The following is an 11,881-nucleotide window of genomic DNA, read 5'->3' on the forward strand; positions in this document are numbered from 1 at the left end:
GCTTATGGACGTGTCGACGAAAGGATTACCTTTATAAACAACTGATTATCAAAGTAATTCTGTCAGTCACCAGACCTTTCTCTTTGTGTTGTCAAATATGGTATACTACAAGAAATGTAGATATATCTCTAATATATAGAGATATATCTACTACACATAGTTTCGCGTACTTACAAATTATTTCATAAAGCGATTCTATTTTTGGACAAGTGAATCGCTCATCCTCAAACAGCACCTTAAGCTAATCTAAATAATTCGCGCATGCCTTTCTGGCAAGTGGCAATCGCCTTAATTACAAGGCTGCGGACAGGGATTTCCATAAACATTCTATTCATTCAGTTCACTAAACGCAAAACAAGTATTTCACATGAAAACAACTACACTATTTTCAGCGCTTGTATTTATAACGGCGCTTACAGTATCGTCTACTTCCTTCGCACAGGTTAAGATTGGAACGAACCCGACAACCATTGAACCAAACTCCAACCTAGAAGTCGAAGCTTCTACGGCCGGTCGTAAGATGAAAGTGGACAAAACAACTGGCCAGGTTACGATTACTGATGGTACCCAGGGTGCTGGAAAAGTGTTTACCTCAGATGCGGTGGGTGCGGGAAGCTGGCAAGCGGCTGGTCCAAGCGTATATGTTGAAGCAAGCAATACTGGTGCTCAAACAGTAGTCGGCGGCTCTGGATTTAACAGAATAGTTATGCCAACTGAAATTGTGGATATCGGAAATAATTACAATCCTGCTACCTCACAATTCACGGTGCCCACTACTGGCTATTATATGGTGATGGGCCGAACATCAAAGGATGTAACTGACAATGTGTCTGCACATCAGCTAAGTTTTGTTTTACTGGTTAATGGTACTTTGGCTACACAGGATATTTTGGACGCTTTACCCGGCGGACAAACAGGTGTAGCTGGTTTTGTACATTTTCAAGGGGCAACGTTTGGACATTTCACTGCAGGTGACGTTTTGGAACTCTCCATACGAAGTCTCACGACAACTCCGACCGCTAGTTTTGTTATGAACTATTTGAAAATAGTCAAATTATTTTGATCAGCCAAGCAATCATAGCATTAAACAGGCTAATTATGAAACATAACAATATCAGTTCATATGGAAAAGGATGGACTAGCATGGTCGCCTCCATAACATTACTTTTGTTTGGGCACTTGACGCACGCGCAGGAAGGCAGCCAAGGTAACACGACGATCTTCGGAGGGGGCCAGATGACCTTTTTCAGCAACCATAACTTCGTTACCGGCGGTGGTGGCGCCCAGCCGGGTGTAATCCTGACCGAGCGCGCAGTTGGTAATTTCGGTGTCCTCAATTTCGCGGGCGACAACCTCACCTCCACAGGCGCATCCGATGCGGGTTATGTGGATGGGTATGTGCGCAAGTACGGCGCGGGCACATTTGTTTTTCCTGTGGGTGACAATGGTTTTGTCGGCCAGTTTGCGGCTTCAGCCGATGGCGTGATGGGCGCTTACTTTCATGCGGATGCCAATACTGCCGTTACTAGCAACCTTTTTACGGGATCCAATTATGCTGCCCTTCCTAACGGAGGTCCCTTTCCTACCAGTAGCATGGGCACCAATGTTGACGTGGTGAGCACGGTCGAGTACTGGGACATCGATGGCGCGAATGCAACGCCCCTGACATTGACCTGGGATGCGGGAAGCGCAATCGGCACACTAACAAACAACCAGCTCAACAAGCTGACAATCGCCGGTTGGGACGGGACACAGTGGGTAGCCATCCCATCTAAAGTGGATACTACATCCGTATTGGGCAGCAGCAGCGACCTTACGGCCGGTTCTATCACCACCATCTCACCGCTCGCCCCCGACATCTACACTGCCTACACATTTGCATCGCTCACACTGCCGCTGCCTGTGACACTAACCCGCTTTACAGCTGTTGCCGAAGGGAAAACGGCGCTGCTCGCCTGGACAACCACGGAGGAAACCAACAGCGACCGGTTCGAAATCGAACGTAGCGCAAACGGAAAGCAATGGAGCCGGATCGCTTCGGTGTCTTCACAGGGAGACAGCAAAGTACTCGTTAATTATTCTCATGTAGATGCGAGCCCGCTGGCAGGCCAGAATTTTTACCGGCTGAAAATGGTGGACAGGGACGACACCTATGCGTTTAGTCAAATACGGAATGTCTCATTTAAAGATGAAGGAGGCGTAACGCCGTATCCAAACCCCGCCGTGGACAAGATACTGATTCGCGATCACGAGTTGGTTAAACAAATAGATATCGTGAACACGAGCGGCGTGAAGGTGATCAAAAACCAGCCGTCGTCTTCCGCCGGAATTGATGTAACAAAGCTCCCGCAAGGTATTTACATCATGACTATGACCCTGTTTGACGGCACTATCAGCACACACAAGGTTGCCGTTACAAGGTAAGTAACGAACGCAAAAAGTCCCGGGCAACAAGGAATGTTGTCCGGGCTTGTTCTAAAAGCAGCCCTATTTCTAACCCGAACAACCCGAATACCCTACTATGACGATTCTGATCGTTACCGATAACCCCTTATTTACAATTGGGTTACGATCGGTCATTAAAAGTGATTATCCGGATGTGGAAATCCTCGAAACAGACAGCGTTCAAAACAGTATAGGACTATCAGTCCCACAGCAGGTCCAAATGCTGATCCTCGATGTGGGCGTCATCGATGGAAAAGACACCGTCTTACTAAAGCGGTTCAAAAAGCTGAATAAGCAAGCTTCTGTTTTGGTGCACCTGGGAAATGAATTTGAATATATGTATCCGTTCATCAGGGCAGGAGCCGACGGATTATTCTCAAAAACGTCAAAACCATCTGAAATCAGTCAGGCATTAAGAACAGTATTCGCTAAATCCCGGTTTGTCAGCGACGATATTCAACAGTTGCTACTTTCGGACATCACCTTCAAGCAGACAAACCGCGGGCTAACGAAAAGGGAGAGGCTTCTGGCTGGTTTACTGGTCGCTAACAAGCACCACGATGAAATTGCATCAATCGCTGGAATCAACCCCAAAACGGTCAGTTCTTATAAACGCCGAATTTTCGAGAAGCTTGGTGTCCGTGACATTACCCAGCTCACTAATATGCTCCATAAACTGGGTACGGCAAAAGAGTTGTAAGAGCCACACTAACAGAAGCCAGAATGTGGGTTTTAACCGGTACTTAATTTTGTTCAAACTTCTAATTTGTTAGTTCTCGCTGGGAGATTCTGGGCTATGTTGGGGGCACTCCTGGGGATGTTAAAGACCCTTCTGCAGAGCAGGTGGTCCATACCTTGACGGAGTTCATGTTTTGCAACAAGACGATGATTCATCCTGAAGGCACTCGTTGAAACTGCTGATGAGTCAAATCGCGAACAGTGACTCGAGTTCTTACGTACATGCTCACCTGGATATATACTTATTTATGCCTTGAGTACAAAAAATGGCAATGGGTATGGCCCGGATCATAAGTAAGGTTCAGGTCTGGCACATTACAAAAAGAATAGCCTGTATAAACGGCCCATTGCATCTAAGATCGTGAAGAAAAGCATTATTCTCTTTGAGGGTAGCAAGGATATCAGCGAGTTATCTGCTGCCCCTTCGACTTTTTCTTTATTTTTTTCCTTAGGTTTTCTGGAACTAGGTCAGCGCCGCCTGTGAAGGATGGTTCAAGCATTATTTTCAGAAAATCGGCTGTCGTTTTACCCGCTTCAGCCAGCATACCGGCCGTAGTGGTAAATGAGCCGTGGGCAACGCTCCGGGCAAGTTCATTAGCCAATGATTTGCTCTGGGAATTCCGTGAGGAAGCCTTGGTAAGTACGCTCAACTGTTCCCGCTGCGCTAGCTTGCCGTTTTTCTGAACGTTGGCGTAAGCAAGTGTTTCATTAAGCGGCCTATCAAACCCAAACTTGCGATCAAAAAGGCTCTCCCCACTTTGCTTGAAAGCAACCCGGTCAAACTGGCCCATCTTTCTCGAATGCTCGACATTCTTTCCCCGCGAGGTGTTCATGGGACTAAGCTTGATTTTATTGGTTGCATCCTTCCGGCTGACAATGACCTGTACGTGCATCTGCTCTCCTTCCTTACGCTCACCCCGCATTCTGATCCCTTGTTTGACTTCGGGATCATTGTAACCATAATAACGGTAGTTTTCCAGTTTGGCAAACCAAACCAGGTAATGATGACTGGTAATGCCGTCCCGGTTAAAGTTCTTAGCGTAGGCGTCCATCACACTGGCAGCAAATTCCTTCATTTGTTCTTTTGCCCCATCTTCGCCATAATGCTTTTTCAGGAACGCTATCTCTTTCCGGCTAGGGCTGATATTGACCAAAAAGAATTTGGCATCAGCCTTGCTCAGCTTGGCGATATTGTCGTCGATCTTGCTGACCACCTCATAGGGTCGAATATTGGATTGCTGGCCGTTAAACCAGTGTTCCACTTTTTGCTTGGGGGCGAGCCGGTTCTCTTTTTCCAGGTAATGCACCAGCCCGCCGCTACTGCCTTTATTGTTCGCTGTCTTGCTGTCAGTGATATTAATGAACATGGCCTGTTAATCTGCTGTATGTATTGCTTATATTAAATTGATCTGCATTTTGGTAGCAGCGATCAACTCTTCTTTTTCCCGGCCCGGTGTCATCATACCGAACGCGTCCCGGGACTTGATATAGCTGTCCAGGATAAAGAGGAACTGGGCTTTCAAAAGCTCCTTGGTCCGTTGGTTTTTCTTGATCGTTTCCATCAGCGCATCCGTGTCCCTGAACCTGCGCGCCAGCTCGTTCTGATTATTGAGAAGGTCGGTATTGGCCTTGTGTATTTGGTTGTTAAACCGCTGGACAATCTCATCCTGCGATTCAGCTACCCGCTCCATTTCGGTCTTGATCGGGATGAGCAGCATCTCTTCCTGCTTTCGGATAAAGCCGATGTAATCCTTGTGACTTTTCATCAGCGCATTCTTCAAAAGCTCATCATTCAAATCCGATGGGTCTTTCTTGCTTTTATAGAAGTAGTCCACCATCTGGATGAAGACCTGCCGCTTTGTACGCCCCAGTTTAAGGGCGATCTTTTCAAACTTCTCGTCGACGGCAACAGGGTACCTGACCGATTTTACATTGATATCCTCCATTGTTGGCTTTGTTTGATGGCAAAAGGCCGGATAGGCCCAAATGCCATAATTTGTGTATCAAGGATACCGTCTGGTATCCTGTTTTCTTTTCTTTCGCCAGCGAAAACAGATCAGCGTATCCCCGGAGGATACGCAAAACCCCATTTGCAGCGCAAATGGCAAGCAAAGTAGGGCTCTGCCCAACTTCCGCTTGCTCCTTTTCTTTGGCAAGAAAAGGACACGTTTGGCAGCTGTCGCCGCCATCTGATCTGCGGATGGTTTTGGGGAACTGCCAAAAATAAAATTCACATACACAGTCCCCGCGATCTTTTCGGCCCCTGTTGGCGGATCTGTTTTTCAGACTCTTTGCCTGCCACTAGCATTTGGTTCAGGTCCTTATAATTTTGATAAATTCCAGATGCGTCGACACAGTTGATTCCGGCATGTTCGAACTTTTCCAGTAGCCTGTTTCCGGCAGCATCGTGGTCTGGGTAGACGAAAACCGTGCGATAACTTCTGAGGATATCCAGGCTGCGCTCTGCCATATTCACCGAGTTCAAAACAACAAAGTCGCTGCGCACGGGCTCGGGTTTTCGCAGGGTGAGAAGGGAAAGGAAATCGGTGAAGCCCTCCAATACGCAGACGGATTTGTGGCCGAGCTGGATATGAGTTATGTCCTTGGGGGAAGAGCTGCCTTTGAAGTATTCGCTTCTGAGCTCATAGCCACCCGACCGGTTTCCAAAACCGGCAGCAAAGTAGTTTTTATCGCCGACCTGATAGTAGACCTCTCGGCAATAGGATTTGGAAATATCCAGATCGATGTGCCGTGATTCCAGGTATCGGGTAATCGCCGGATTGTTGCCTAAGTCCTTTGTACCGGTGATCTGGATAGCAGGCTGATCAGGCGCCTGTGTAACGTCCCGGCGTATATGCGAACCGGTCTCTTTGAAATGTTGCGGTTGAAAAGAAAAAAATCCGGAACCTAGCTTTTCCAGTACTGCTTTCGTATCGCACCCGAAAAGCGCTCGACCTAAATCGATAATATCCCCTCCCTGGCCGCTTCCGTGGTCATAATACAGGTTTAACTTGGCGTTGACCTTGAATGAAGGAGTTTTCTCATCCCTGAAAGGGGAGAGGTACCAGTGGTCTTGTCCCCGGATATACTGGGGGTGTATATCGCAGTTTCGCAGCAGATCGACAATAGGGATCTCTTTGGCTTGCTCGCAAGTCATAATTTACTGGGGTTAAAAGTTGAAAAAATTGATGAATTGATGCGGAAGGCTCCTAACTTTTTGTATTTCAGTCGCTTATGTCCGCATCAAAAGAGCATCAAAATGCATCGAGGCCTGCATCGCTATTTTGGGTTTGATGCGCGTTGATGCGAATTTTGATGCGCTGTAATTATTTATTAATCAATTAATTAAATATGATGCGCATCAAATCATCAAAAATCAGGGCAATTCGTTGAGCTCATTTATGCGCTCTCGGGAGAGGGTATAGTACCTGCCTTTTCCGGTCTGTTCGAAGACAGTCCCATCGGTCAGAAATCTGTATAGCGGGTATGCAAGCGAGTTGCTTGCAGGGCTCAATTTCCAGGCACTTTGCAGGATCCCCTTGATCTGGGAGACGTCTTTGAAACGGATGTGCTTTTTGTTGAGCCAATCCTGGACATCCCCCGTACAGAACCGGATTTCGTCCAGGTCCTTTTCGTCGGCGATCGTCAGCAGGATATGGGCAATCTCTACTTCCAGCTTGTTGCGGTTCTGGTTCAACAGTTTTTTTAGTGCCGGTGTCGAGATTTGCTCTGCGGTAAACCACATCCGTGTTTTACTAGGGTGAGCAAACTCCCGGCTTACCAGAAAATGCAGAAAGGAGGGGATCTGTGCTTGCAGCTCGGCAAGCAGATGGTGATCCTCCGATTTGAGTGGCGGCACCTTTCTGACCCAGTACCGGATCTCTCCTGGCTCGGCGATAATGAAGTGGTCCTCGTTGTTGCTGCAAAGTATAAACTTACCGAAGAACTCGACCTCCTGCCGGTCGAAGCCTTTCGCTTCCACCTTATAGAATCGGGCCGTGCTCAGGTTCTTGATCCGCTCGGAATCCTCCTTTCTGTCCAGAAATGTTTCGTCCACGCCGATGACCAATTTCTGGGCCCACTCGATGTTGAAGTTGGAGCGGAAATCCTCATTGCTGTTGATGGTCATGTTTTCTCCGAAGATAGACTTAACAAAATGTAGGAATGTGGTCTTTCCCGTTCCACGCTCTTCGCTGACCAGGCACAGGATCGGAAGAATCTGCGTTGGACGTTCGAGCAGGATTTTGAAGTAATCGTAGCCCATCTCGATCTGCTCACCAAAAATGTGGCTAAGGAACCGAAAGATCGTCGATGCATCACCCTGGCGGGCGACGTGTTGGAATGGCTGGTAGCGGTTGTAAAACCCACCTACTTTTTGTTGATAATGCAGGTGACTAGGGACGAAACAAAAGCCGTCGTAACAGCCCACCCGGTCTTTCAGATAGTCCCGGCTGTGATCCAGTCGGATGCACTCGGCCGACCAGGGGATCAAAGAGGATATGGTGTCGCCGGAAGACAAAGGCCGCTGCACCTTCTTGAAGTAGCTGGTTCCTATGCGTAGGTACATTGCTTTCTCGCTCATCATCTACTCGATTTATCGGTGAAGTGCTTCATGTACCCCATCACCTCAGAGTACAGAAAATAGATTCGACCATTAAGACGTCGATACGGAAGGCCTTTTTTCATCCACTCTCCAAGTGTTACGAGAGAAATGTCCAGGTCTTTGGCCATTTCCTTTCTCGTCTTCAATGGTTCATTTACGGATGATTTCTGTTGATTCGGGTCGATCGCGACTGTGATGGCGCTCAGCTCTTCCCTAATAAGCATGCGGAAGGTGTCGACTTCCATTAGAACGTAGTTTGGCATGGCTCAACTTGTTTTGTTTAGCCAAATTTGACCCGTTCGCAGGTATTGCGAAAGCTTATATTAATCTAATATTAGCTATTCTGTCTTTTGCAGCACCGAGCAAGCTTCAAAGCTCCGAATCACTAATTCGGACCGATTCGTGAAAGAAAAATTTCTGAAGGGAAGAAACTAAATACTCGGGCAAGTTAAGTTGGAGGTTTCTGTCGGATGCCAGCAGGGTTGTTAATTTCCGAATGCCATCGATCTTGTTATCTGAAAACGGAGCGAAGTACTTCAATAAATGGGGGAGTTCCACTGTATGTTTATACTTTAAGACGCCGACATTTTTTTCATCAACGATTGATCTTTGGAGTGCCAGAAACAGAAGGATGAGCTTCTTGGAATCAACCTGCGGATTTATTTCGATGCGTGCATTCTTGATTTCCTTTATGACGTCGACTATCTCAGTCTCGATAGAGCTTCTCATGCTGTGTTCTGCATCAGATTGTAATAATAGACGCTGATCGTTGGCCCAATTAAGACATGATGCGAGTATTCTCCGCTTTCGTTTATCAGAGGGCAGAGGAATGCCTCCTGAGAGCAAATCCGTAACATCGAGCACTTCGTTCACGAAGAAATTCAGGAATTCGGTTTGATTGTCGTAAAGGGCATAGTGGTACCGGAGGCAATCAAGCGCCTGGTTCGTGCTCTTGTACGAAAGAATTTTGATAAAGAAGGAGTTATAGTAAAGACTCGCAGATGGCTCATCATCAAAGCAAAGGTTGTAATTATGCTTTGGCTGTCCGATGTCGTAAGCGTATGGACGGATTGATATTGTGCGGTCCTCTTTGACGTCAAGTAATTGCTTTAACGCTCTCTCGATTGAATGTTTCATAACAGGAGTGTGGTAAAATGCTCAAATGAATTAAATCAACTATTCTGAAGTGTGTCCTGACTGGCAATTCTGTTTTTCCACAGATCAGCGATCTGCTGTGCATACTGTCGTTTCGAGACTTTGATATACATCAGAAATGCTTTTTCTGTTTTGTGGCCTGTTATCGACATGATCGCGTAAGTGGGCGTTCCGGCGAGGTATTCATTTGTCGCAAATGATCTGCGGGCCGTGTGGCAAGTAACAAGGTCATGCTTTGGAACCTTTCTTTGCTTTCTGACACCGCCTTTAGTTTCGACAACGGGTATTTCCTCCGAAATACCGGCGAGGACCGCGATTTCTTTCAGATAATCGTTCATGCGTTGGTTGCTTATGGAAGGCGGTAAACTGTTTGGTGTGACACCACGGTATTTTAGCATGATGCCTTGCGAGAATGGATGAATAGGGATTTCGAGGTAGTCTTCTGTCTTTATTGTTTTCACCCGCAAGAATAGAAGGTCGGGAGAAATATTTTCGGCGTGGATCGATGAGAGATCGGAGAATCTAAGGCCTGAGTAACAGCCAATAATGAATAAATCGCGGACTTTATCTAGTCTCGGGTTGCTACTAAGGTCCAAATCCCTGATGGCATTGATCTCGTCAGCATTCAAATAGACAGAATAAACCTCTTTTCTTGAGGTGGTAAATCGTCTGCTTCGATATTCGAAGTTTTTGTTCAAACCTCGCTCAGTTGCTTCATTAAGGAAGAATTTCAGTATTCCGGTGTGCTTATTCATAGTATTGTCATTGAACTTCCGGTCTTTGGTCATGAAATCCTTGAGTTCCAGATAGAAGTCCAGTGTGATGTCGGAGAAGGCAATTGACTTCCTGAAACTGGCTTTGGCGAAATCTCGTAAAAGCTTTAGGTGAGTATTATAGGTCCTAATCGTATTGATATTTTTGAATCCTTTCACCGAGGTAATGAAAGAATCGACAAATGAGAGAAGGTCGGTGACTTGTATTTTGGGAGTAGGCACAGCCGGCCTAATCAGCTTTTCGAGGTCTGGCTTGATGTACTTTGGATCCAGGGGAAGTTTCTGATATAGGCGACGGTTATATATTTCGTCCGCGTCGTGTTCCCATTTCTTTAGATTGTTATTAACTTCCAGAGCGTTTTGGGCGTTTCGTTTAAGCCGTTGTGTTTTTGCATCCCAGTCCTTGGGATCAACATAGCAGTTGGTGGAGACTACAACTTGCTGCGTGCTGCCATAGCGTAGGTAGAGAGAAATAAGCGATACGCCAGAAGCATTGGGGGATTTAAGATAGTATTTGACCTTTGCCATTTTGTGCCTAGTTGTGTACTTGTGACAATTTAGCAAAAAGTAGGCATACTGGTTTACAAAATAGTTTACAATTTTGACTTTATCCGCCTTAATCTGATCTATCTAAAGTCATATAGGTTTATTTTGTAAATATCTGTATTTCAAGATAATGTCTTGCCAATTCTGACCTATATCTAAGTAAAATTTCATTCCGTCCATCACCACTCAAAATGCACTACGCCTTGACAGTCAAACTGTCAAGGCGTTTTTGTTTTCCCGGCTGTATCCGAAATGTTGAATGGGTTCAACGTTTCGGATACAGCCGGGATTTCGAACCGGCTGAACCGATGTTAGAAAGCGAAGATAGCTTTGCGGTCGCCTGGCTTGGTGAGGCCATAAACCAACTGGGCGAACTGGTCGGCGTAGCTTTTAATGGTAAAATTTTCGCGGGCTACTTTTGACGCTCTTGAGGAGATTTTTTTATACAGGTCGTCGTCTGTCATAAGTCGTGTTAACTGCGTAGTGAGGGCGTTTTTCTCGTCATGATATAATAATCCGGTAATCTCGTGGTCAATAATTTCGGCCGTGCCCGCTGATTTGTAAGCCACTACCGGTACCCCGTGCATCATACTTTCTACGGTTACCCTTCCAAATGCCTCGTGCGGAGAGCACATCAATGTGATATCGATCGATTTGAAGATAGCACTCACATCTTTACAGAATCCGGTAAAATTGACGTACTCGTTCAAACCATGTTCCGAAATGTAGGTTTTCAGGGTTTCGAAATAAGCCTGTGAGCTAACGCTGCCGACGATATTCAATACGACAAACTTTCCGCGTTTCACAAGTTCGTGGATCGCCTTGATGGCCGCAAGCTGATTTTTGGCAGGATCAATAACCCCGACAATACCCAGAACGGTAGGTTTCACAGGGCTCGGCCTGACTATCGCTTTGCTCTTATCGCCTACAAGCCCATTGTAAATGATAACAGAGTTAGTGTTGATGTCTTTGGAAAGTACCCGGCGCTTTTGAATACTTTTAGAAATGCAGATAATAGCGCTGGCCTGTTCGGCCCAAAAACGGAATGCCCTTTCCCCCAGCAGGTATGTGAGTTTGTAGTCGTCGTAAACAAATTCGCGGATGTGCCAGATGTGCTTTCTTCGGGAGAAGAAGGATGTTACCGCGCCGATGAAAATGACGGATGAGTTGGTGTAAATCAAATCAACGCCGTGCTTTCTTGCGATGAACGCCGTGTAAAGGCCGATAGCAATGTTGTACACCGTGCGTTTGATGCTGTTGAACCATTGAAACCGCTTTTTTTGCATGTAAACGTCATTGGTGAAGGGGACAATGCTGTACCGGATGTTTTGCCGTCGCAATTCCCGTGAAAACGCGCTTTCCTCTTTACAGATCACCCACCAGTCGATTTTGTCGCGCAGGGCGATCAAAAGGGTTAGCAGGGACCGGTTTGCACCGTACAATTCACCATAATGCGTAAAAGTTAAAATTCGGGGTTTTTTAGTGATCATAATTCAGGGGAACGTTAAGTAACCCTCTGCGGCACAAACTTTCTTACGAATGTTGACACAAGGGCGTGTTGGAATAGAATGAAAAACACAAGGCAAATCATGATGTTGAGGAGGATTGATGGGATGAGGGG

General features: G+C 46.3%; 11 protein-coding genes. 3 read left to right on the forward strand and 8 right to left on the reverse strand.

Annotated elements, in window-relative coordinates; genetic code table 11:
- Positions 1-367 precede the first annotated feature (367 nt).
- The 3 genes from ACTJJJ_RS30930 (at position 368) to ACTJJJ_RS30940 (ending at position 3,145) form a co-directional block, all read left to right on the forward strand.
- The gene (locus tag ACTJJJ_RS30930; protein ID WP_440703832.1) at positions 368-1,063 is read left to right on the forward strand and encodes a hypothetical protein; all 696 of its coding nucleotides are present in this window, start codon (positions 368-370) and stop codon (positions 1,061-1,063) included.
- A gap of 35 nt (positions 1,064-1,098) precedes the next feature.
- A complete protein-coding gene (locus ACTJJJ_RS30935; protein ID WP_440703833.1) occupies positions 1,099-2,424 on the forward strand; it encodes a T9SS type A sorting domain-containing protein in 1,326 nt (441 codons plus the stop codon).
- A 97-nt stretch (positions 2,425-2,521) separates the two neighbouring features.
- Entirely contained in the window at positions 2,522-3,145 is a 624-nt protein-coding gene (locus ACTJJJ_RS30940; protein ID WP_440703834.1) for a DNA-binding response regulator, read from the forward strand.
- A 439-nt stretch (positions 3,146-3,584) separates the two neighbouring features.
- Here ACTJJJ_RS30940 and ACTJJJ_RS30945 read toward each other — a convergent pair whose 3' ends face one another.
- The 8 genes from ACTJJJ_RS30945 to ACTJJJ_RS30980 all read right to left on the reverse strand — a co-directional run bounded on the left by ACTJJJ_RS30945 (position 3,585) and on the right by ACTJJJ_RS30980 (position 11,750).
- Entirely contained in the window at positions 3,585-4,550 is a 966-nt protein-coding gene (locus ACTJJJ_RS30945; protein ID WP_440703835.1) for a DUF5712 family protein, read from the reverse strand.
- 27 nt (positions 4,551-4,577) lie between these two features.
- The gene (locus ACTJJJ_RS30950) at positions 4,578-5,129 is read right to left on the reverse strand and encodes a BfmA/BtgA family mobilization protein (protein ID WP_440703836.1); all 552 of its coding nucleotides are present in this window, start codon (positions 5,127-5,129) and stop codon (positions 4,578-4,580) included.
- Between the two features lie 284 nt (positions 5,130-5,413).
- On the reverse strand, positions 5,414-6,340 hold the full coding sequence (locus ACTJJJ_RS30955; protein ID WP_440703837.1) for a toprim domain-containing protein: 927 nt from the start codon (positions 6,338-6,340) through the stop codon (positions 5,414-5,416).
- A gap of 219 nt (positions 6,341-6,559) precedes the next feature.
- Positions 6,560-7,765: a primase-helicase family protein gene (locus tag ACTJJJ_RS30960; protein ID WP_440703838.1), complete on the reverse strand. Its 1,206-nt coding sequence runs from the start codon at positions 7,763-7,765 to the stop codon at positions 6,560-6,562.
- Complete coding sequence (locus ACTJJJ_RS30965) at positions 7,765-8,031, reverse strand: hypothetical protein (RefSeq protein ID WP_440703839.1); 267 nt, start codon at positions 8,029-8,031, stop codon at positions 7,765-7,767. The genes ACTJJJ_RS30960 and ACTJJJ_RS30965 overlap by 1 nt, the downstream gene beginning before the upstream one ends.
- Positions 8,032-8,155: 124 nt before the next feature.
- Entirely contained in the window at positions 8,156-8,923 is a 768-nt protein-coding gene (locus ACTJJJ_RS30970) for a hypothetical protein (protein ID WP_440703840.1), read from the reverse strand.
- Positions 8,924-8,958: 35 nt separating this feature from the next.
- On the reverse strand, positions 8,959-10,242 hold the full coding sequence (locus ACTJJJ_RS30975) for a site-specific integrase (protein WP_440703841.1): 1,284 nt from the start codon (positions 10,240-10,242) through the stop codon (positions 8,959-8,961).
- A 329-nt stretch (positions 10,243-10,571) separates the two neighbouring features.
- Positions 10,572-11,750 carry a glycosyltransferase family 4 protein gene (locus ACTJJJ_RS30980; protein WP_188939044.1) on the reverse strand — a complete coding sequence of 393 codons (1,179 nt, stop codon included), beginning with the start codon at positions 11,748-11,750 and terminating at the stop codon, positions 10,572-10,574.
- Positions 11,751-11,881: the final 131 nt, after the last annotated feature.

This window comes from Dyadobacter sp. 22481 (genome assembly GCF_052044875.1).
Classification (GTDB): domain Bacteria; phylum Bacteroidota; class Bacteroidia; order Cytophagales; family Spirosomataceae; genus Dyadobacter; species Dyadobacter endophyticus.

Coding starts and splice junctions, on each gene's coding strand:
- ACTJJJ_RS30930 (WP_440703832.1), top strand. CDS start 368: ATGAAAACAACTACACTATTTTCAGCGCTTGTATTTATAACGGCGCTT.
- ACTJJJ_RS30935 (WP_440703833.1), top strand. CDS start 1,099: ATGAAACATAACAATATCAGTTCATATGGAAAAGGATGGACTAGCATG.
- ACTJJJ_RS30940 (WP_440703834.1), top strand. CDS start 2,522: ATGACGATTCTGATCGTTACCGATAACCCCTTATTTACAATTGGGTTA.
- ACTJJJ_RS30945 (WP_440703835.1), bottom strand. CDS start 4,550: ATGTTCATTAATATCACTGACAGCAAGACAGCGAACAATAAAGGCAGT.
- ACTJJJ_RS30950 (WP_440703836.1), bottom strand. CDS start 5,129: ATGGAGGATATCAATGTAAAATCGGTCAGGTACCCTGTTGCCGTCGAC.
- ACTJJJ_RS30955 (WP_440703837.1), bottom strand. CDS start 6,340: ATGACTTGCGAGCAAGCCAAAGAGATCCCTATTGTCGATCTGCTGCGA.
- ACTJJJ_RS30960 (WP_440703838.1), bottom strand. CDS start 7,765: ATGAGCGAGAAAGCAATGTACCTACGCATAGGAACCAGCTACTTCAAG.
- ACTJJJ_RS30965 (WP_440703839.1), bottom strand. CDS start 8,031: ATGGAAGTCGACACCTTCCGCATGCTTATTAGGGAAGAGCTGAGCGCC.
- ACTJJJ_RS30970 (WP_440703840.1), bottom strand. CDS start 8,923: ATGAAACATTCAATCGAGAGAGCGTTAAAGCAATTACTTGACGTCAAA.
- ACTJJJ_RS30975 (WP_440703841.1), bottom strand. CDS start 10,242: ATGGCAAAGGTCAAATACTATCTTAAATCCCCCAATGCTTCTGGCGTA.
- ACTJJJ_RS30980 (WP_188939044.1), bottom strand. CDS start 11,750: ATGATCACTAAAAAACCCCGAATTTTAACTTTTACGCATTATGGTGAA.